Here is a 21,301-nt window from a genome sequence, read left to right as displayed (position 1 = left end):
AACCAGATGATATGACAATGACCTGTTATGTTGCAGGCACCCCTGTACAAAACGATGCAGTTCTTGAAGTTAAAAGCCCTTATGACAATCGTGTAGTGGGCACTGTTACTTTGGCTACAGCTTCGCATGTTGAGCAGGCAATAGCAGCAGCCTTGAAAGGAGGTAAAAAACTTACACGCTACGATCGTTTCAGCATATTGGATAAAGCGCGGCATTTGCTGTTAGAACGCAAGGAACGGTTTGCTCAAACCATAAGCGCGGAATCGGGACTGGCTATACGCGAAGCAAATTATGAAACAGGCCGGGCGCATGATGTGTTGCTCTTTGCAGCAATGGAAAGCTTAAAAGACGATGGACAAATATTTTCCTGCGATATTTCACCGCAGGGAAAAGCAAGAAAAATATTCACCCTCCGCGAGCCGCTGGCCCTTGCAGCATGTATTACACCATTTAATCACCCCCTCAACCAGGTGGTGCATAAACTGGCACCGGCTTTGGCCGTAGGCACACCGGTGATATTAAAGCCTTCCGAAAAAACGCCGCTCACGGCTATACTGCTTACCGAATTATTGTACGAAGCGGGACTACCCCATTATATGCTGAGCACCCTGCTTGGACCAACCAATGAAATAGCCGAACCGCTTGTAAAAGATCCGCGCATTGATATAGTTTCGTTTACGGGAAGTGTGGCTGTGGGTAAACGCATTGCAGCATCTGCAGGGTACAAAAAAGTAATATTAGAATTAGGCGGAAATGATCCGCTTATTATTATGGAAGATGCCGATCTGGATACTGCGGTTCACCTTGCCGCCGAAGGATCATTTCGCAACAGCGGGCAGCGTTGTACCGCTGTAAAACGGATACTGGTCCACGAAAAAATAAAAGATGCATTCCTTGAAAAATTCCTGCAAAAAACAAAAGAATATACCTGCGGCGATCCTGCAGATCCCGAAACACGGGTAGGAACAGTGATTGACGAGGCCGCCGCCATTTACCTGGAAAACGTAGTGAACAAAGCAGTACAACAGGGCGCAAAAGTGTTATACGGCGGAAAACGCACCGGCGCTTTATTAGAACCTACCGTTATTACCGATGTGCCGCGTGATGCGGATATGGTGATGCATGAATCTTTCGGACCGCTGGCGCCTGTTTTAACTTTTAAAGATATTGATGATGCCATTGCCTTGTCAAATTCTACTGCTTATGGTCTGTCTTCGGGCATTGTAACCCATAATATGGATTATGCACTCCGTTTTATAAAAGAACTAAAGGTAGGCACAGTAAATATTAATGAGGTGCCCGGATACCGTATAGAAAGCTCACCCTTCGGAGGCATAAAAGATTCGGGACTGGGAATAAAAGAAGGTGTAATTGAAGCGATGAAATGCTTCACTTATGTAAAAACCTTCTCACTGCCCTGGTAATTTATTAATAAGAAGAGCGTGCATATTCTTATGCAGCTATGCCATAAAAGAAAAGCGGTCAAAGACACACGCCTTTGACCGCTTTTTTAATACTACACTACAATCACTTCGATCTTACTATTGCATTTTTGCTGATGATGTTATTTACGATACTTACTGTTTCGTTAAGATAAATATCGGATTTCAGGTTTTTGAGCCATTGCTGCTGCCTCTCCTGCTTAGCTTCATCATTTGAGAACCGGGCAACATCGGCAGTCAATAACTCAACGGGATTTGCTTTTTCGGTTTTTGTAAGCTTATCAATTTGCTTAACAATATCTCTTATTTCTTTTTGTTCCTGCTGATATTTTTTAAGATTGAGCGTATACACCTTGTCATTCAGATCAGAAAGCAGTTGCGTATTTGCTTTAATTTGTTCAAAAACAGTATCATTCTTTATCCTTTCCTCTCCCGTCTTTTTTATGGTGGTAATATCAGTGCCATTGCTCCATGGTGTGTATTTTGCCTTAGCGATCTCATCCCATTGTAATGCATCGGGATTGTCTTTTTCACGAAACTGGAGATATTCAAACTGGTCGGGCAGTACAATATCGGGTGTTACACCTTTTAGCTGGGTTGAGCCGCCATTGATCCTGTAAAATTTTTGTAAGGTTAATTTTACTGTTCCCAGGTTAGCGGCTGCATCTTCGGCGGAGGCCAAAAGCCCGCTGCGGCCCCCATCCAGCCCTATATTTCTTTGAACGGTGCCTTTACCATAGGTAGAAGTGCTGCCAATAATAACGCCGCGTTTATAATCCTGTATTGCCGCGGCAAAAATTTCAGAAGCGGAAGCACTGAATTCATTTACCATAACAGCCAAAGGCCCATCATATAAAACACCTTTATCTTTATCGCGCAAAACCGATGGAGTTCCCTGCCTGTCTTTTACCTGCACAACAGGTCCCTCATCAATAAACAACCCTACCATCTGTATCACGTCGAACAAAGATCCACCACCATTATTACGCAAATCCATAATAATTCCGTCAATATTCTCCGCTTTCAGCTTTTGAATTTCTTTAGCTACGTCTTCGGCAGACTTTGCACCATTGGGACGCTCCCAATCGGCATAAAATTCCGGAAGATATATATACCCGATCTTTCTTGATCCTTCGTTCACAATAGCGCTCCTGGCAAAAGTTTCATCTAATACTATTTCATCCCGTATCAGCGATACCACTTTTGTAGTGCCGTCTGTCTTTTTTAATGTTAACCGCACTTCCGTGCCTTTCTTTCCGCGTATGATCTTAACCGCATCTTCCGTATCATATCCTGCCATATCCTGCGGCTCCGCATTGCCCTGCCCTACCTTAATAATAATATCGCCAACCTGTATCTGTCCCGATTTCCATGCAGGGCTGCCCGCTACCAAAGTCATAATTTTAATATTACCTTCTTCCTGCCGCAGCGAAGCCCCGATACCATAAAACCTCCCGCTCATCTGTTCATCGAAAGATCTTTTTTCAATGGGAGGGAAAAAAGTGGTGTGCGGATCCATGCAGGAGGTAATGGTATTTACAAACTCATTAAACCGGTCTTCTTCGGTAAATTTATTTTTAAGTCGCTCTGCTATGCGGTTGGTGGATTGAAGCACTTTTTCTCTTGCTTCTTTTTCCATATCTGTATTGGTTCTGGCTTTATAATCTTTCTGCCCTTTATTTTTTTCGTTAGTGGCAATAAGGTCTGCATACCTTACAAGGGCCTGGTATTTTAAACGTTTGCGCCAGGTTTCCTTTCGTTCCTTTTCACTGGCAGGAAAATCTGTTTTGTCTTTATCGTCAACCAGTGTTTCATCTGCATTAAAGTCAAAAGGTTTACTCAGTATTTCTTTATAAGATGATAAATATTCCAGTAGTCTTTTACCATAGATGTCGCTGACAGACTGAAAAGACTGCAATGGCGAACCGTGGATTTCATCGTCAATTTTATTTTCAAACTGCTTCAGTTGTTCCACATCGGATTTTAAAAAGATCTGTTTTTCAGGATCAATCGCTTCTAAGTATTTTGAAAAAACTTCTTTTGAAAAGTTATCATCAATTTTTTTGGGACTATAATGCCCCTGTTCAAGCATTACACCTACCTGTCTTATAATTTTTTCATATTTGGTTGGCGGGTTGCCTAAACCAATGGTTTGAAATGCCGCGAAAATACCCGCAGCAAAAACAACCAGTACTACTGGCAAAGATTTTTTATTAAACATAAGCTTCAACACTTTTTGCATAATCAAAAATAACGGAAATAATACAGTTATGTTGCCGGTCGCGTAAATGAATTAGCCAAGGATTTGTAAAATATACATGAAGGGTAAAAAAATTGTTTCATTAACCATACAGCCTTTTAAAAGGTTAAATGGTTCAAAAAACAAAAGCGGCATACAGGTATACCGCTTTTCACCAAAATATTATAGTTTATTATTATGGGGTGGCTAATGGGACTCGAACCCACGACCCTCAGAACCACAATCTGATGCTCTAACCAAACTGAGCTATAACCACCGTTTTAATGAGGCTGCAAAAATAGAAGAAAAACAGATGCGTGCAAAATTTCAATAGGTCCATTTCAAACTTTAGTGAGGGACGCACAGTTGTACTCTATCATCCCCCGCTAAAGTAAAGAAAAGGATGAGGAACCCTGCCCGGGCAACAAGCAAAATACCTTTAACGTTCATTAACCTAAATCCTTTACCAACACCCTTTTATACGTGTATTTTTGCCATTGGTACCAATGCGATAAAGCAACGGGTTAATACCCTGAATTTTGAATTTCAAAAACCGGCAGACCATTAATGTAATGAAATTTCATTATATAAAATGATACCTGCTGATAAAAACACAATCAATGAGATCAGTTTTATTCTTTATTTTTTGTATGCTTTCTGTTGGTTTGTTTGCCCAGGCGCCCCGCGGCGCCAATCGTGGAGGACAAGGCATGAATACAACAGGGAGATTTTATGGAAAAATTGTTGACGAATCCACCAATAAAGGTATTGATGCAGCATCTGTGCTGCTTATTCAATCCAAAACAGATTCAGCATCGGGCCAAAAAAAGGATGTTACCATTGCCGGGCAACTCACCACATCAAAAGGAGAGTTCAGCCTCGAAAACCTGCCTGCCATGGGGCAATTCCGGCTTGCTGTAACCGCCATTGGCTATACCCCTTTGGAACAAATCATTAAGTTCGATGCCCGCAACTTAGATAAGGACCTGGGTAATCTGAAGCTGGAAGCCGACATACAGCAATTGGGCGAAGTAACAGTGGTAGCTACAAAACCCATGTTCCAGATGGGGGTTGACAGGAAAATATTTAATGTAGACAAAAACATCACCACCACCGGGCAAACCGCTACAGAGATCATGAAAAATGTGCCTGGCGTTAATGTTGATATTGATGGCAATGTTACCTTGCGCAACGCAGCGCCTACTATATTTGTAGACGGGCGGCCAACTACACTTACTTTAGACCAGATTCCGGCAGATGCAATAGAAAGCGTGGAGATCATTACCAACCCTTCGGCTAAATTTGACGCATCAGGCGGAACTGCAGGCATTTTAAATGTAGTGCTCAAGAAAAACCGCAAAGCCGGTTACAACGGAAACATCAGGGCCGGCATTGATTCGAGAGGAAAAATAAATCTCGGTGGCGATATCAATGTAAAGCAGGGCAAATTCAACTTTTTCCTGGGATTGAATTTGCACCAGCGTAAAAGTTTGAGTGAAGGACATACTTACCGTGAAAATATTTACGCCAACAAATTGCAAAATACTATTCTTGACCAATCCAGCAATTCAACCAACACGGGTCAATTTTTATTTGGGAGAATAGGATTTGATTACCTGATGGACAACCGGAATTCATTTACGCTCTCCATGTCGTTACCCAATGGAGAGTTTAACAGCAGCCAGGTGGATAATATACATATAGACACCATGTCGTCGCCGATAAAAACACAGGATGCCATAAGAACAACCATCAATAAACGCAACTTCAAAAACTTCGGGCCGGCCCTGGGATATAAGCACCTCTTTCCCAAACAGGGACGTGAGCTTACAGCCGATTTTAATTACAACAGCAGTTCCAATTCGGGCAGTGGTGATTATACCACGCAATACTACAATAGCGATGGAAGCTTTTTGGGCGATCCCGCTTTGCAGCGACTCACTTCGTCCGGAAGCAGCACATTCTGGACGGTTCAGTCTGATTATACCAGCCCTGTTGGAAAAGGAAAATTTGAAGGCGGTTTACGTGCAGCGATAAGAGATAACAAAAATATTAATGAAAATTCCGCTTTTAATTATGACATGGATCAATTTATTGTTATCCCATCTGCCAGCTCCAATTATAAATACAACGACCAGGTATATGCGGCGTATTCTACTTATTCCAATAAATTAGGAGAAAATTTTTCATACCAGTTGGGACTAAGGGCAGAAAGTTCGCGATATAAGGGCACGCTGCTCAGTACCGGTGAAACTTTTTCAAATGATTACCCAATACAATTTTTCCCAAGTGTGTTTGTAACGCAAACCTTAAGTCCCGGGCAGGATCTGCAGTTGAATTATTCGCGCCGCATTAACCGTCCCAATTTCTGGCAGCAGATCCCTTATTATGATGTATCGGACCTGCTGAATATACGCGTGGGCAACCCGGCATTGAAGCCGGAATTCACCAATTCCTTTGAGTTAAACTACAGCAAATCGCTGGGCAGTGGGCATAGCCTTCTTACCTCTGCCTATTTCAAACAAACCAACAACCTTATTACCGGCTATCAAAGCAGGCAATACAATGTTCCCCTGCCGGATGGCAAACTGGATTCGGCCATGGTTATTTCTTATATCAATGCCAATTCAAGCCGGTCATACGGATTGGAGATCACCTCAAAAAACCCGCTTGCCAAATGGGCGGATGTAACCACTAATCTTAATTTTTATAATGCGCGTATTGATAATAGTGGATTGGATTCGGCAATTGGAATAAATGACCGCTGGGCTTTTTTTGGAAAAATGAATTTCAATTTTAAACTCCCGGCTAATTTCACCATACAACTATCAGGAGATTATCAGTCCCGCACACTGGTACCACAGGGTGGCGGCGGCGGAAGAGGCGGTGGTTTTTTTGGCGGCTCCAACGGTGCAGCCCAGGGATATATCAATCCCAATTACGGGGTGGACATAGCCATTCGCAAAGAGTTCATGAAAGATAAAAAAGCGGCTATTACCCTTAGCGCCAATGATATTTTTAAAACCCGCATATACGATTCACATTCAGAAAACAGTGTGTTTATACAGGATATGTGGAGAAAAAGAGACGGACGTATATTCAGGCTTAATTTCTCTTACCGCTTCGGCAAGTTTGATGTATCCCTTTTCAAACGTAAAAACAACCGAACAGGAACTGAAGGCGGAGATGATATGATGCAATAGCAGCAACGAATTTTTATGAAAAGCCATCATACGGTAAAGCCATTGATTAAAGTGTCAATGGCTTTGCTGCTTATTGCCCGTTACCATTTGTTTTACCACCCAGCATAGGCACAAATGAAAAGGAATCAAATTTTTCTTCAGCCAGCGTTCCATCCGCCTTTTTGGTTAATCTCAGCATGCGTTGTGTATTGCTCTCATCAACAGGAATGACCATCTTACCTCCTGTTCGTAACTGTTCCACAAGCTTTGGTGGTATTTGCGGTGCTGCAGCCGTTACTATTATTTTATCAAAGGGGGCATAGGTGGGCAATCCCTCAAAACCATCGCCGTAAAAAAATTTTATACCAGGATATTTTTTCAGGTAACTAAAATTTTTATTGCTGTCGAATAGTTTTTTCTGTCGTTCAATCGTATATACCTGGGCACCCAGCTCGGCCAATACCACGCTCTGGTAAGCGCTTCCGGTACCAATTTCCAATACTTTGTCAAAAGGCTTTACTTCCAGCAACTGGGTTTGATAGGCCACTGTATAGGGCTGTGAAATGGTTTGCTGTTCGCCAATAGGAAATGCCCTGTCTTCATAAGCAATCTGGTCAAAGGCCAGGTCCATAAAAAAATGCCTGGGGATATTGTTCATAGCATCCAGCACTTTTTGATCGGAAATACCTTTTTTTTGCAAAGAAGCAATTAGTTTGCGGCGCAGGCCTTTATGACGATATTCGTCTTCATACTTTTTCATGTGCGGCTGCAAGATAAAAAATTGACTGATCAAAATGGCTGATCTTTGCAATAGCTCCAAAACAATTGCCTGTTCCTGTTTTATTTTGAATTGAAAAACAAGCAAACATGCCTATCGTAAAACCTTTTTCCTTACTTATTTTTTGTCTGCTGCCCGTTGTTGTTTTTGCGCAACATATTGAAATGCTCCATTCGGGAACAGGAATTTCTTTAAGAGGATTAAGCGTTGTTGATGATAAAGTGGTCTGGGTAAGCGGAACCGGTGGAACCATTGGCAGATCGGTAGACAGTGGCAAAACATGGAAATGGATGCAGGTAAAAGGATTTGAAAAAAACGACTTCAGGGATATAGAAGCTTTTGATGCCGCTACCGCTGTTATTATGGGCATTGCAGCACCGGCCTATATTTTAAAAACCAACGATGGTGGCAGTACCTGGAAAGTAGTTTTTGAAGATAAGCGCAAGGGCATGTTTTTGGATGCCATGGAATTTTGGAATGAACAAAGTGGAATAGCAATTGGCGACCCACTGGAAGGAAAAATATTTATTGCAAGAACTTTTGATGGTGGAAACACCTGGCAGCATTTACCCGAACAAAATTACCCGGTGGCTAAAACCGGGGAAGCCATGTTTGCCGCCAGTGGTACCAATATAAGACCGCTTTCAAAAAAAGAAGCCTGTTTTGTAACCGGCGGAACTGTATCAAGATTATTTGTACGTAACAAAACAATTGATCTTCCGTTAGTACAGGGCAGGGAAACAACCGGGGCAAATGCTATAGCCGTATACAACAATAAAAAACAAAAGCCTGCAAAATATATGGTAGTAGTGGGAGGCGATTTTGCGGCAGACAGCGTTGCTGCACAAAATTCCGCGGTAAGTAAAGATGGCGGCAATACCTGGGCAATACCGCAAACACCTCCGAAAGGCTACAGAAGTTGCGTGGAATATATTACTAAAAATAAATTAATAACCTGTGGTACTTCGGGTGTTGATGTATCTGACGATGGAGGGATGAACTGGAAATTTATCAGTAACAAAGGTTTTCATGTATGCCGGAAAGCGAAGAACGGAAAAATGGTATTCCTTGCAGGCAAAGATGGAAGGGTTGCGAGGTTGGTGTGGTGATGGGATACAGAAGTTTATAGTTTATGGTTTTTTGTCAAGGTTGCAAGATGCAACGCCGATGCAGTACTATTCTGCTTTCGGCTATGAGTTATCAGTTTTGGTATAAGATTGTGAATTTTATGTACTCAGCTGTAGTGCTGCTCTTGATCTTTACTTGCCCGCCCGGACGAATCCGTTCGGACGGGTTAGTACGCCATTATTGCCGCTGTTGGTGTTGCGCGCAGGGTCGTGTGTATCAGCTTCACCAACAACACCTACGCCTTTACCAAGTATGCTTATTCCTACTATAAGAATGAGTTTATTTCCCGGGAATGATTTTCAGATAACCTTCTTTGGGGGTTAAAAAAGCATTGCACTCTTTTAAATATGCTTCCATAGTTTCGGGATTGTTATTGTAAACATAACTGCTGAACTCCCATGCGCGCAAAAGCATGCGTATATAGGCATCACTTTCTCTTTGCTTTGTTAACTTTTTAATAGCTCCCATGTAATCTTCCCTATATACTGTTGGAATAATAATTTTTGATAAGGCTTTGGAGCTGAATTCAGCATTCATCATTACTCTTGCAATTCTGCCATTCCCATCCAGGAAAGGATGAACTTCGCTTACCAGAAACATCATATACGCAGCTTTTGCGAAGGGATGCTGGAGCATGCTGTACCATTCATATCCTTTTTTCAATGTTCCTGGTACAAGTTTCATGTCCACGAATTCGGTAGCTCCGGCGCGGTTATTCTTATCCTTAAACTCCCCGGGATTCTTAGATTTTCTGGCACTTAATAATACAGCATGCCTTTCTCTTAATAGCTTTAATAAATCTTCAGGGCTTGCTGGTTGAATTGACATTTCAGACCTGTTTGATACAACCTGGTAAGTTCCCAATACGTCATGTGAATCTTCATCTCTTGCAGGCAAGGGTGCGGCAGTAGTTATAATCTGCCTGGCTTCATCAACGGTAAATTCTGTACCCTCAATGTAATTCGAAAAATATCCTTCGAAAAAAGCAAAATTTTGATAGGATTGAATACTCCTGTTTTTATCAGGATAGTCAGGATATTCCCTTTTTACCAGTTCTTCATACAACGATTCAAAAAGTTGAATTCTGTCCAGGTCTATCGGCTCACCAAGCACTCTTGCCCTCGCAACAGAACTTACGAGATTCTTTGATAGGCCTGTGCCAAGCAGGCCGGTAATTAATTGGTTTAGCACTGCCAGTTCCTTTTCCATATTTAGCTGCGGTGCGATTGCTTTTGCCCTGTCTCTAACCTGGTTGAGTGCATCCTCCCCCTTTACTCTTAAATAGGCCTCTATCTTTTCTTCTAGTTTTTCCCGGCTGAGGGTTTTGGAATCCTCACCAGAACCTTTAGTTCTTTGCAAATTTTCCAGGCAGGCACGGGCCAGCCCTGATGCCCTGAGATTCCCAAAAAATGCCATATCATCTTCTAAAGGAGCCGGTCCTTTTATGAAATGTAGTATCAGCCCTGGCAATTCAACCATTCCTTTATAACTGCGGGTAAGGTAAAGATGTCCTTCAGGTGTGGGTATTCTTTCTATGGCGCTTCTATGACTTAAAAGAGCGTCCGGGAACAGGTCGGAAACAAGCCTGTACCAATTTCGTCGGATTATTTTTTCTGGAGCTTCTTCTAAACTGGAGGTGTATATTCTGGGCGCTATTTTGCGCACCCGACCCTGATCTTCAAGTTTTCCGATTTCTTTTGACCGCTCTTTTGTTCCAATTATAATTTCCTTGAGTCTATCCATAGTAATATTTTCCTCCTAATTTAAGTTTCTGCATTCAGCAGGAAATATTTTAACCCAAATACGCAATTTATGGAAATATTTTAATCCAAATATAATCTTATTCTCACTAAAATAAATTCCATGGAAATATTTTAATCCAAATATTTCGTTTTTGGACATATTTTCGCCCTAATTATTATTATAATGGAATCACAGATCGGTCCATTGAGATGAAGATTCAGAAACGCTATTACCAATGAAGCTTCAGGTAAGGAGTAAGGTATAAGGTTGTGAATTTTATGTACTTAGCTGTAGTGCTGCTCTTGATCTTTACTTGCCTGGCCGGACAAATCCGTTCGGACGGGCGTCGCACACTTGTACTGTAACAATTCTACGCAGCTTTTCCCACGCTTCTATTGTCCGCCCGGCCTTGCCGTTCGAACAGGCCAGGGAATCCCTTGCATGGTTCTGGAACGGTGATTCCGAAAGACCATCACCACTCATGTCCCTTACATCTAAAAAATGCCCGTTCACTCCCTGCAACGTATAGGCATAATCCATACCCTCTACATTATTTTTACCAAGTTCTACTCTTGCCAGTGGCCCGTGCAGGTAATAATGATAGGTGGTCTCTGTTACCCACAGGGCAGGCTCACGCTCATTGGTGCGGCTGCTGAGCGCTTCAGTTACCCGGTTATCGGCAATGTAGAGATATTGATAATAGAATTGATCCCATTTCCCATCCGAGTACAGCACCTTGTTCACCTTGCCGCTCACTAAGTCGTACTCGTATTTTACCTGTTTCAATCCCGTGCTGCCGGTTAAATAAGTGGCTTCCCGTGCCGTCAGCGCCGGATTTTTCTGCGGCTTGCAGAACGGATAAAGAGAACTCATTTAACTATGGCAGCACTTTATTTTGCCGCGGCAGCTTTTAGTTCGGCAACTTCCAATTGCAACTCCTGTATTGATTTTATCAGAACGGGTATGAGTGCCGTATAGTTTAATAACTTTTTGCCGTCTTTGTCTGTACGTACCAGTTCCGGCATTACCTGTTCCATTTCCTGGGCAATCAAGCCGAGTTCGAGGTGATCAGTTTCACCAGACAGGTTTTTAAGCAGTTGGTAGTTTACGGGCTTTAACTTACTAAGCGTTGAAAAGTCATACTTTATAGGCGTAATATTTGTTTTGGCACGACTGTCGGAGTAATTAAAGACGGCACCCACAGCAAGATCGTTAAAAGTGTTTCTTTGCGTGTTGTAAAAAACACACCAGTTGCCGGTAGTGGCTATTCTGCCATTCCATATTTCGAACTGGAAGAATTTGGAACCATTGGTATTGTGTGTTACATACAAGCTTCCTTGCACAGTTGTACCATAATTGGTTTGGGCCGGCACTCCACCAATAGTTATATAGCCTGGAGTTAAATTAATTTGTGCAAAAGCAACTGACGTTAGTAACAAGAATGATAGGGATAAAGTTTGTTTTTTCATTTTGACAGGGTTTAATAGTGTGTTTTATTAATTTTTTTTACTTAATATTTTTTAAACAAGTAATGCTCAAGCGAAAACAATTATTTTTTTAATTGATAAAGATTATGGTTTAGAAAGCATTTTCAATAAAAACTAATTTTCAATGAGCATAATTTCTTATTTGCGTATGTTGCAGATCCCATCTTTATCGCGCGTGTTCATCATGCAAGGCTACCGAATTGAAACGCCTCCCGCAATTGCCCTGCGCTGTTTTTCGTCTATCCTAATTTTCCGTATCACAGCAGGTTTTGTAATAAGAACCAATGACTTGAAGTGTGCCAGTAAACCAATTCATTGATATTATCGACAGTCTTCAAAATGTGAGTTAAAAAAGTCATCGAACCCATCTGAATTCTTGTTTGTATACTTTTTATAAAGGAATTTTATATAGTTTTTAAAATCCTTCTCATTTTTTATTTCTATTACAGGATTCTCGCGTAAAGAAATTAATGCATATTCACATAAGCGATCGAATTTATTCTGCATATAAAACCTTCTCATTTGTAAGTCAAAGAAAACGCCTCTCTCATATTTTACAAGAAAATCATTTGCTGTAAACTCTTTAAAATTTTTAAAATATTCGTTAATTATTGAATCAGCTTCCAAATAATTTTTGTTGTTTAAGTAGTGTCTTGCTAAAATTGTTTTGGCCAGAATAAAATCTCTTTGATTATTTTTAACTGCAAATTCGTGAGTAGCTGCCACAATATCTGCAGTTGAACTATTATTGTGGTTTATTTGTTGCACTAAATATTCATCTGGAAATCTATTTTTAAATTGGTCGATATATTGTTCCAATTGGGCAGAATCGGCAGCGTTCCTAAGAGTGTTAATGATTCTTTTAAAAGAAGGTAAAGCATAATAGTTCTCTTCGATTAGCTTCTTAAAAACAATCAATCCTCCATTAATATCTCCAACATCAAAAAGTGAATTTGCTAAAATAAACTCAATACGCCTAATGCGTTTTTGTGATCCATTCATTAATTTCTTAGCTTGATGGATAATGTGAGTTGCGCTCAAAGAATCATGATTATTCGAATTCTTAACATATGAATATTCTAATTCTTGTATTGCATTTAAGATTTGAGGCTTATGAATAAGTGAACCAACAATCATAAGCTCTTGCTGTTCTTGGGGAAGGTTATTCAAAAAACTTTCGTATCGGAAAAATAAATACGAGCCAATATTATCCAATTGATTTGTGTTTTGCAATCCCCAAAATCCTGAATGATACACAGTGTCACAAGAATAATTTGACACCAACAACTTGCCTGCCACTTCATACTGTGAACAATTTAAAGAAGCGATTATTTTGCTAACAATGTTCGAACTATCTCCAGTTATCTCAATACCCAAAAAAAGGTTAACTAAATTGTGGTCGAGAAAAATTGAGCCATTTTTAACCTTCTCTGCATTTGTAGTTTTAGTCTTATTTGAAGTACACCCAATGCAAAGAATCACATATATTATTAATAACCCGTTTTTTGAGTTCAGCATAAATCAGTTTGATCAATTAATAGTATCATTTTTAAATGGTGTTCTATCTTTTATTAATTCACTGGCTTTTTTGAGAAGAGGATCACTGTTACCTTCTTTTCTCCAATAATTTATCGTATGAGTTGTACCACTACCAGTCTGAAGATTCTTTCGGTCTGGAATTAAATACTCTGATGTAAAGTTAAATTTTCCTTTAATGATTGCATCTCTGTTTTCATAAAGTACGAGTCCCCAAGCATTTACTATTTCACTATACCCTGCACTAGTAAGATCAACTTCTGGCAACGTCCCATCAGTTATGAAGTTTACTAAATCAGTCCTAAAAACGGGGTTCGCGAGTTTATCTGGAAACGTTTTATTACTTATTGCTTTTCTTACCAAATTGTCTGCATCAGTTAAAGCCACGAGACTAGTTCTAGCTTCTTCCATTTCCTGTATATCCGAATTAGTATAATATAAACTGATGCCAAATTTTATAGCATCAATAGCTGCACTGACAAAATCTCCACTAGCGCCTTTAACATTTTGCTTAAATACCATTTTTTGCCTATAATTTTCCTGTTTTTTATTCCATGAGCTGTTCGTTTTTAATCTTGTGACGCTCAAATCTAATGGTTCTCCGGGATTAGGTAATGAGGTTTCCCTAATAACCTTTTCTGCATTTTCATGATCCTCAACAATTTTATGGATTTCATTATTTTTTACCCATACATTACCTCTTGTGTAATTTTCCGATCTGACTTCAAATTTATTTAGCCCGTATACGCTGATTCGCCCTTTGAGATATTCTAACCCATCTAAATCTACTCCATCTATCGGACGATTAGATGCAAATTGATATGGTGTCAACTCGGGATATTTATTTGTCAGCGGGTCAACACTCAAAAACCTACCCAACCTCGGATCATATATTCTCATGCCATAGTCCTGCTGATTACCTTCTCCTTTCACCTCATTATCATTTTCCTTTCCATTGAACCCATACTTATACTTCGCACCTGCATTCGAGTATGTTCTTCCCGGCATCAACATCCCAAACGCGTAATAGTCCTGCGCTGTCAATACCTCTGCCTCATAATAATCAATCTCAGTATCGCTGTCATCGTCTACTCCTATCTTCCTGTCGCTTATCGTTACCATCACATTACCCAAATGGTTGGTCAACTCATACATCCTTTTACCTTCGGTTCCATTGGTGACGGGGTCGCCGGTGGCATTGTAATTGGCGTTGGCTAATGGTGTGGTGCTTTGTATAGTGAATCCCGGTGTTACAATGCCCAAACGACTGCTGCCATACAGATGCTGCTCTGCCCATGTAAAAGAACTGTTGTCGTATGCATACAAAGCTAAAACATTCCCCTGTGCATCCCTTACATAATAGCCTTCTTTGGTAGCACTGAGCGTTTTGGTAATGCGGTTGCCTGTAGCATCATATCCATACTGCATGGGATTGCCGCTTTTGGTAATGCTGGCTATTTTTCCATATACCGTCCAGTTTATGTGGGTTATGTTTTCGGAAACATCGCCGATAAGATTGCCGATCTTGTCGTATGTATAATTATCATCTGCCTGGCTGTCAATATCAACGGAGCTAATACCTACGGCGATTGCGTCTTTTACATGCCTGAGCCGGTTATTGATCAACGCTCCCGTAAGAGGATCTTTATTATATGAGTAGGTTAAAAAGTCAATTCTAAAAGGAACTGCTATATCTTGCCCGCCGTTGCACAAATGCGTTATGATATTACCATTAGCATCATAACCAATGATTGGTTGTGAATAAAAACCCTTCGCAGAGCTTTTGTCCCAACTTACAGCATTTGTGGGCATTGCAGAATGCTGCATAACCTGATGCAACCTGTTTAATTGATCGTAACGGTATGTTTTTCCGTAAGTCTGGCCATTCTCAACTTCCGATATGGCATAAGTGGCATAACTTATGTTGCCGTTAAATATCGGTTTTCCGGAGGTAAAATCGCGAACAATTCCTTTTACATCATATGTGGGAGACTGAAATTGCACTGCCAAGGCAGGAGAGTTTATGTTGCCGTTTATAGGACTATAATCATTATCATAATACCCCAATGTAAATGCCAGGGCATCCCTGCCAAGGTTAGCAAATGGTTCACCTGCCTTTCCATCTTTACTCATATCCCGATCAGGGTCTAAAAACTGCCCATTCACTCCCTTCAGCCAGCCCTGCAACGTGTAGGCATAGTCCATACCCTGTACTTTGTTTTTTCCAAGTTCTACTCTTGCCAGCGGCCCATGCAGGTAGTAATGATAGGTGGCTTCCTTCACCCATAAGCTGTGGCTAGATTCATTGATGCGGCTGCTGAGGGCTTCTATTAACCGGTTGTCGGCATCGTATCTATATTGATAGTAAAACTGATCCCATTTCCCATCCTGGTACAACACCTTGTTCACTTTACCGCTTACTAAATCATATTCATATTTGATCTGTTTCAGACACGTACTGCCGGTTACATAAGTGGCTTCCCGTGCAGCCAGGGCCGCATTTTCCTGTGTAAGCGTTTTAACATTACCGTTGATGTCATAACTGTAATAGCTGGCTGCCTGCCGGTTGCTTGCCGGGGTGGAGCCGGCAGACAGCAATGCGGTGGCGGCTACCCGTTTGCGTAAGTTAAACAATGAGCCTGCGAGCGATGAAGGAACCCACGTAGGTTCTTTATCATACTGTGTAATGGTTACCTGTCGGTTATTGCCCGATGACAGCCATGCATCCAGCCATGTTTGATTTCGGGCATCGGTCTCAGTAACATTACCGGCGCTTAATTTCTCGCCCACCTCTGTTATACGACCCAATTCATCATATTTTGTATAACTGAACCTGCCTGCGGGATTTTCAGTATTAACCACCGCAGGCGATTTTTGTTCTTCGTTTTGTGATACCGCGAGCCTGCCCAACCTGTCGTACCAAAATTCGGAAGTACCGCCATCAGGTGAGTTTTGCTTTACCACCCGGTTTAAGCTGTTGTAATAATAATTGGTTGGCATTTGATGAAGAGGCAGCTCGACGCCAATGTGCACGTGCGGGATCCGGCTTCGGGTCTAATATTTTGTATACGCATGCCCCGTCAGCATAAAAGCATAGGTTCCATAGCGCAAAAGGTGTACAAGCGAGCCTGCCCGAATGGTACAGGCGGGCGTGGCAACAACAGCCCAATAGCAGCACAACAGCTAAGTACAACTACCTGCCTTCCCCTGTTTTTCCACAAAAATTCAAAAAATATTACATTTGCATGATGAAGTTAGTGGAAAAGAAACCCGTCAGGGTAGCCATACTCGATTTATATGAAGGCGCAGCTAACCAGGGAATGCGATGCATCAGGGAAATATTGAATCAGTACGGCGAAGCCAATTTCCTTGATATGGAATGGGATGAATTTGACGTGCGTCAAAAATCAGAAGTTCCTGATAACTCCTATGATATTTATATTTCAAGCGGTGGTCCCGGAAGCCCCTTAGAAAGCAAAGGCAGCCCCTGGGAAAACGCCTATTTTCATTGGCTTAACCAGGTAGAAGCATGGAACAATAACCCTGGCAACCAGCAAAAAAAATACGTCTTTTTCATCTGCCATTCATACCAGTTGGTATGCCGTCATTACCGGCTTGCCAATGTTAGCAAAAGAAGATCAACGGCATTCGGTGTATTTCCCATTCATTTGCTGAACGAAGGAAAAGAAGAAATTGTATTTGACGGATTGAACGACCCTTTCTATGCTGTTGACAGCCGCGATTACCAGGTAACTACCCCCAATCACAACCGGCTTAAACAAATGGGCGCCTCTGTGCTTTGTATAGAAAAAGAAAGGCCACATGTGCCGTTGGAAAGAGCCATCATGGGTATTCGTTTCAATGAATATATGATCGGCACCCAGTTTCACCCCGAAGCCGATGCAATTGGCATGAGCATGTACCTGCAGCGTGAGGACAAAAAAAATGACGTTATAGCAGCGTATGGAGCAGACAAGTGGGCTTCCATGATTGAGCAGCTAAACGATCCGGATAAAATACTCTGGACCTATTCGCATGTGCTGCCCAATTTCCTTAACCAGGCAGTGGAGCATTTGCAAACAGTGGAAGTATAATATATAATATTTATCTTCCCTGTAAACTTATGAACCATGGTACCCCACTTGCGAAAAGCATTCAATGAAGCATTCACTCCAAACCGTTATCAAACATTTTTAAAAGATCTGGATAGCCTTCATCCGGGCGCTATTGAATTTCGTGTAGCGGAAACCCCTGTATTTGCAGATAAGCCGTTTACTCAAAAAATGCTTAATGCCTGCGAAAGCATAATAGACATTATTACAGACCCTGAATTTAAAACCATAACGGAAAGGGCTATCCCCAGGGACGAATATGTACCCGGTGAGACACCCCACAGCCACATGATCGCTTTTGATTTTGGCGTTTGCATCAATGAAGACAATGAACTGGAACCTCAACTCATAGAAATGCAGGGCTTCCCTACCCTGTTTGGGTTCCAGGCATACTATCCTGAAATAGTAAAAAAACATTTTGATATACCTGCAAATTACAGTCATTACCTCAATGGTTATGATCAAACCAGTTATTTAGCCATGCTGAAGAAGTTATTGCTGGGTAAACATGCCGCAGAAAACGTGGTGTTGCTTGAAATAAACCCTCATGAGCAAAAAACAAAAGTTGATTTTTACTGTACACAGGATTATACAGGCATTCGGCCCGTTTGCATTAGAGAACTGATGGCTGAAGGAAAAAAGTTATTCTACATGGATAAGGGGAGAAAAACAGAAATCAAAAGAATATACAACCGGGTAATTTTTGACGATCTGAAAGCGCAGTGCAGCCCGGTTAATGGCATAGACATTACAAAGGAATGGGATGTGGAATGGGTACCTCACCCCAACTGGTTTTACCGCATCAGCAAATTCACGCTTCCTTTTATTCATCATCCTTATGTACCCAAAACTTTTTTTTTGAACGAGGTGAAACAACTGCCGCATGATCTGGATCATTATGTATTAAAGCCATTATTTTCTTTTGCAGGACAGGGAGTGGTAATTGATATTACAGCAGCGGATATTGAAAAAGTACAAGACCCCGAAAACTGGATACTGCAGCGCAAAGTAAAATATGCTGATGTAATAGAAACGCCTGACGTACCAGCCAAAGCAGAGATAAGATTAATGTACGTGTGGCCCGATGGCGATGCACGCCCGCATGCAGCCATCAACCTGGCGCGCCTGAGCAAGGGAAAGATGATTGGTGTGCGTTATAATAAAGACAAGGAATGGGTGGGTGGCTCTGTATGCTTTTTTGAAACGCATTAGAAACTTATTAACCTTATTTAACCTTCCAAAACAAAACCGGAATCATTTAGGGTTTAGCTTTGAACAACAAATCTTTTCCAATGCTGAAAAGGCTTTTCATAGGATTAATTTTGCTGGTCGCTTATACTATAGGGTTTGCCCAACAAAAAACGGTTGAACGTGCTATAGTAAAATCAAAAACAGAAATTACTTTTCCGCAAAATGTAAACCGCAATGCCGGTGGCGATGACGATGGCAATGCTACTTTTGGCGGAGCAGGAGGCATGGAAAGTAAAAGCACGGTTTATTTTAAAGGCGACCTGATCAAAACATATAATGAAAGCGATTTTGGGAATACTACCGTAATTGTTGATAAAAAGAATAAGAGAACCACTACGCTCAGGGAAGCTATGGGACGAAAAACCGGTTTTTACAGTACGGAAGAAGATGAAGCAGCCATGAGAAAAAATATGCAGGCGCGCAGGGATTCAATCCGGCAGGCACGCGGGCAATCAGTGAGCAACACTAATGGCACAATACCGGAAGCGGAAATTGTTGCTACGAACGAAACGAAAAAAATCGCCGGGTACAATTGTAAAAAAGCCATTATAAAAACCAAATCCAGGCAGGGAGAAGTAAACGAAACGATTGTTTGGTATACTCCCGATTTCAAAATGGCGCAGGGCTATCCTGTGGCAGGAAATACAGGCGGCGGCTTTGGAAGAGGCATGCGCGGGCAGAGGGGCGGTTTTGGTATTGCCGGATTAGACAAGATTGATGGTTTTATTATGGGCTACGATGTAAGCCGTTCCAATGGCTTTGAAATGCACATGGAAGTAACCAAAGCAGAACTTGATCCGGCAATAGATGATAAGATTTTTGAGATACCCAAAGGATATGACATCAAACCTTTAAGTGAAATGCAGGAACAGTTCCGCGGGGTAAGGATAACCCAGGAAGAGAATAACTAAGTAAGTTTTGGGGCTATTTATAATCAGTAAGGACCTTCAGCAATGAAGGTCTTTTGCTTTTAGGAGTTATAGCGGTCAGGTGAGTACGTCTAACGACGGGCTGAATCTACCTTCTTTCACTTCTCACCTTCAAACCTTTCTCTTTTCAGATGCAGCTACACATTGTTCACTTTTATTCAAGAATGGAAAAGGTAGAACCAATGCCCGGTGTTGTCATTAAGCAAAGTCCCTCTACGCAGTGCGGAGAGGGAAAGAGGGTGAGGGGGTGCTTTCCTGGTTATCTTATATCAATTAAATGTAAAATGCAGTTATTTTTAGTATACGGTTGCTGTTATTGAGTGCAGGGCCGTTTCACGTAGATTTACCAGCGTGCGGTGAAAATACGCACAGACTTCAATTGCGGTATATGTGAAGATAACTGTATCATATACATTTATGCATGTAATTATGCGGCATACAGTAGCCTAAGGGGAAAGCCTTACCCCATTTGCATCGTAAATTTCCCGCAGTGTAGAAGAAGAATGACCGGTCAATTATATAAATCACTATTTTTTAGCAATGCAAACAGGTGTTTCTTTGTGTAACAAATCCAATGATCCATATCCAATATCCGAATCCAATAATCCAAATGATCCAGTATCCCTGATGAAAACCTTAATCCTGTAAAAACCCTAAACCAGAACAACACCCGATCCAACATCCTAAGGAAGAACAGCAATGTATTTTAACCGTCCGTATAAATCATTGCAATGGTAAAGCAACAGAAAATGGTGCAGCGCTATATTAGCGCTACTGATTAAATCAATCCCCATCAAAACCTTAATCTATTTCCATTTTCTGTTGTTTTTACTTTTTTCTCATTCTTCACCTGTAACTCCCCATTCATTTAACAAGCCATTGAACCTTGGTTCCGGCAAGTTTCGCTGATCATAATGTCCGGCTTTTTTCTTTTGCCGGTATGCTTCATAAATGGTAACAGCGCAGGCTACTGAAATGTTTAGGGATTTTATGATCCCTACCTGCGGAATAATAAAATTACCATCGGCTAAAGCTCTTATTTCGTCACTTACGCCTGCATGTTCATTGCCAAAAACCAGGGCAACAGACCGGGTAAGGTCCATATCATATATCTCTGTAGCATCACTGCTTAAATGTGTGGTCAATATTTTCCCATATTTTTTTCTTATTTCGGTAATACAGGCATCCGCATCTGTAAACTGGTGTACCGTTAGCCATTTGGCCGCGCTGGAAGAGCTTTTTGAACCCCATTTTTTATGGCGGGGTATTTTACTGTTCAATACATATATATCCTGTATACCCACTGCATCGCAACTGCGCATTACAGCAGATATATTATGCGGATCGAAAACGTTTTCCAGCACAACAGCAAGATTATTTTGACGTTTATTGAGCACTTGCATCAGTCGCTGATATCTTTCTGGCGTCATATTTGTAAAATTTAAAAATAGCCTGAAATATAATTGGTTATTTT

At 41.3% G+C, this 21,301-nt stretch carries 15 protein-coding genes and 1 tRNA gene; 7 read left to right on the top strand and 9 right to left on the bottom strand.

Annotated elements, in window-relative coordinates:
- Positions 1-11: 11 nt before the first annotated feature.
- Positions 12-1,424 carry a phosphonoacetaldehyde dehydrogenase gene (gene phnY / locus FRX45_RS05125; RefSeq protein ID WP_152267320.1) on the top strand — a complete coding sequence of 471 codons (1,413 nt, stop codon included), beginning with the start codon at positions 12-14 and terminating at the stop codon, positions 1,422-1,424.
- Between the two features lie 103 nt (positions 1,425-1,527).
- Here the strand turns inward: phnY and FRX45_RS05120 are convergent, their stop codons facing one another.
- On the bottom strand, positions 1,528-3,663 hold the full coding sequence (locus FRX45_RS05120) for a carboxy terminal-processing peptidase (protein WP_152267319.1): 2,136 nt from the start codon (positions 3,661-3,663) through the stop codon (positions 1,528-1,530).
- Positions 3,664-3,760: 97 nt separating this feature from the next.
- Between FRX45_RS05120 and FRX45_RS23690 the strand changes: the two genes are divergently transcribed.
- On the top strand, positions 3,761-3,892 hold the full coding sequence (locus FRX45_RS23690) for a hypothetical protein (protein ID WP_262884196.1): 132 nt from the start codon (positions 3,761-3,763) through the stop codon (positions 3,890-3,892).
- Here FRX45_RS23690 and FRX45_RS05115 read toward each other — a convergent pair.
- Positions 3,881-3,958, bottom strand: a tRNA-His gene (locus FRX45_RS05115). The two genes, FRX45_RS23690 and FRX45_RS05115, sit on opposite strands and share 12 nt — an antisense overlap.
- A gap of 343 nt (positions 3,959-4,301) precedes the next feature.
- Between FRX45_RS05115 and FRX45_RS05110 the strand changes: the two genes are divergently transcribed.
- Positions 4,302-6,884: an outer membrane beta-barrel family protein gene (locus FRX45_RS05110; protein WP_152267318.1), complete on the top strand. Its 2,583-nt coding sequence runs from the start codon at positions 4,302-4,304 to the stop codon at positions 6,882-6,884.
- 70 nt (positions 6,885-6,954) lie between these two features.
- Here FRX45_RS05110 and FRX45_RS05105 read toward each other — a convergent pair whose 3' ends face one another.
- Entirely contained in the window at positions 6,955-7,623 is a 669-nt protein-coding gene (locus FRX45_RS05105; protein WP_152267317.1) for a protein-L-isoaspartate(D-aspartate) O-methyltransferase, read from the bottom strand.
- A gap of 107 nt (positions 7,624-7,730) precedes the next feature.
- On the opposite strand from FRX45_RS05105, the gene FRX45_RS05100 reads away from it, so the two are divergent.
- Complete coding sequence (locus FRX45_RS05100) at positions 7,731-8,750, top strand: beta propeller repeat protein (protein WP_152267316.1); 1,020 nt, start codon at positions 7,731-7,733, stop codon at positions 8,748-8,750.
- A 298-nt stretch (positions 8,751-9,048) separates the two neighbouring features.
- Here the strand turns inward: FRX45_RS05100 and FRX45_RS05095 are convergent, their stop codons facing one another.
- The 5 genes from FRX45_RS05095 to FRX45_RS05075 all read right to left on the bottom strand — a co-directional run bounded on the left by FRX45_RS05095 (position 9,049) and on the right by FRX45_RS05075 (position 16,535).
- Positions 9,049-10,512 carry a Fic family protein gene (locus tag FRX45_RS05095; RefSeq protein ID WP_152267315.1) on the bottom strand — a complete coding sequence of 488 codons (1,464 nt, stop codon included), beginning with the start codon at positions 10,510-10,512 and terminating at the stop codon, positions 9,049-9,051.
- Positions 10,513-10,821: 309 nt separating this feature from the next.
- The gene (locus FRX45_RS05090; protein ID WP_152267314.1) at positions 10,822-11,385 is read right to left on the bottom strand and encodes a hypothetical protein; all 564 of its coding nucleotides are present in this window, start codon (positions 11,383-11,385) and stop codon (positions 10,822-10,824) included.
- Between the two features lie 17 nt (positions 11,386-11,402).
- Positions 11,403-11,981 carry a tail fiber domain-containing protein gene (locus FRX45_RS05085; RefSeq protein ID WP_152267313.1) on the bottom strand — a complete coding sequence of 193 codons (579 nt, stop codon included), beginning with the start codon at positions 11,979-11,981 and terminating at the stop codon, positions 11,403-11,405.
- Between the two features lie 339 nt (positions 11,982-12,320).
- On the bottom strand, positions 12,321-13,517 hold the full coding sequence (locus FRX45_RS05080) for a hypothetical protein (RefSeq protein ID WP_152267312.1): 1,197 nt from the start codon (positions 13,515-13,517) through the stop codon (positions 12,321-12,323).
- Between the two features lie 12 nt (positions 13,518-13,529).
- Positions 13,530-16,535: an RHS repeat domain-containing protein gene (locus FRX45_RS05075; protein ID WP_152267311.1), complete on the bottom strand. Its 3,006-nt coding sequence runs from the start codon at positions 16,533-16,535 to the stop codon at positions 13,530-13,532.
- A 245-nt stretch (positions 16,536-16,780) separates the two neighbouring features.
- Between FRX45_RS05075 and FRX45_RS05070 the strand changes: the two genes are divergently transcribed.
- From FRX45_RS05070 to FRX45_RS05060, 3 genes are all read left to right on the top strand, one after another.
- Positions 16,781-17,629 carry a type 1 glutamine amidotransferase gene (locus FRX45_RS05070; RefSeq protein WP_226804978.1) on the top strand — a complete coding sequence of 283 codons (849 nt, stop codon included), beginning with the start codon at positions 16,781-16,783 and terminating at the stop codon, positions 17,627-17,629.
- Between the two features lie 36 nt (positions 17,630-17,665).
- Complete coding sequence (locus FRX45_RS05065) at positions 17,666-18,859, top strand: hypothetical protein (protein ID WP_152267310.1); 1,194 nt, start codon at positions 17,666-17,668, stop codon at positions 18,857-18,859.
- An 80-nt stretch (positions 18,860-18,939) separates the two neighbouring features.
- Complete coding sequence (locus tag FRX45_RS05060) at positions 18,940-19,809, top strand: DUF4412 domain-containing protein (protein ID WP_152267309.1); 870 nt, start codon at positions 18,940-18,942, stop codon at positions 19,807-19,809.
- An 857-nt stretch (positions 19,810-20,666) separates the two neighbouring features.
- Here the strand turns inward: FRX45_RS05060 and FRX45_RS05055 are convergent.
- Positions 20,667-21,257 carry a TrmH family RNA methyltransferase gene (locus FRX45_RS05055; RefSeq protein WP_152267308.1) on the bottom strand — a complete coding sequence of 197 codons (591 nt, stop codon included), beginning with the start codon at positions 21,255-21,257 and terminating at the stop codon, positions 20,667-20,669.
- Positions 21,258-21,301 lie beyond the last annotated feature (44 nt).

Origin of the sequence: Agriterribacter humi (assembly GCF_009192765.1) — a bacterium.
Classification (GTDB): Bacteria; Bacteroidota; Bacteroidia; order Chitinophagales; family Chitinophagaceae; genus Agriterribacter; species Agriterribacter humi.
Note: the sequence above shows the minus strand (reverse complement) of the source record. Positions and strands in the feature narration are given on the sequence as shown.

Bases quoted from the DNA above. Each gene is read 5' to 3' on its own strand.
- phnY (WP_152267320.1), top strand. From the start codon at position 12: ATGACAATGACCTGTTATGTTGCAGGCACCCCTGTACAAAACGATGCA.
- FRX45_RS05095 (WP_152267315.1), bottom strand. From the start codon at position 10,512: ATGGATAGACTCAAGGAAATTATAATTGGAACAAAAGAGCGGTCAAAA.
- FRX45_RS05070 (WP_226804978.1), top strand. From the start codon at position 16,781: ATGATGAAGTTAGTGGAAAAGAAACCCGTCAGGGTAGCCATACTCGAT.
- FRX45_RS05090 (WP_152267314.1), bottom strand. From the start codon at position 11,385: ATGAGTTCTCTTTATCCGTTCTGCAAGCCGCAGAAAAATCCGGCGCTG.
- FRX45_RS05060 (WP_152267309.1), top strand. From the start codon at position 18,940: ATGCTGAAAAGGCTTTTCATAGGATTAATTTTGCTGGTCGCTTATACT.
- FRX45_RS05120 (WP_152267319.1), bottom strand. From the start codon at position 3,663: ATGTTTAATAAAAAATCTTTGCCAGTAGTACTGGTTGTTTTTGCTGCG.
- FRX45_RS05100 (WP_152267316.1), top strand. From the start codon at position 7,731: ATGCCTATCGTAAAACCTTTTTCCTTACTTATTTTTTGTCTGCTGCCC.
- FRX45_RS05105 (WP_152267317.1), bottom strand. From the start codon at position 7,623: ATGAAAAAGTATGAAGACGAATATCGTCATAAAGGCCTGCGCCGCAAA.
- FRX45_RS05055 (WP_152267308.1), bottom strand. From the start codon at position 21,257: ATGACGCCAGAAAGATATCAGCGACTGATGCAAGTGCTCAATAAACGT.
- FRX45_RS23690 (WP_262884196.1), top strand. From the start codon at position 3,761: ATGAAGGGTAAAAAAATTGTTTCATTAACCATACAGCCTTTTAAAAGG.
- FRX45_RS05085 (WP_152267313.1), bottom strand. From the start codon at position 11,981: ATGAAAAAACAAACTTTATCCCTATCATTCTTGTTACTAACGTCAGTT.
- FRX45_RS05065 (WP_152267310.1), top strand. From the start codon at position 17,666: ATGGTACCCCACTTGCGAAAAGCATTCAATGAAGCATTCACTCCAAAC.
- FRX45_RS05110 (WP_152267318.1), top strand. From the start codon at position 4,302: ATGAGATCAGTTTTATTCTTTATTTTTTGTATGCTTTCTGTTGGTTTG.
- FRX45_RS05080 (WP_152267312.1), bottom strand. From the start codon at position 13,517: ATGCTGAACTCAAAAAACGGGTTATTAATAATATATGTGATTCTTTGC.
- FRX45_RS05075 (WP_152267311.1), bottom strand. From the start codon at position 16,535: ATGCCAACCAATTATTATTACAACAGCTTAAACCGGGTGGTAAAGCAA.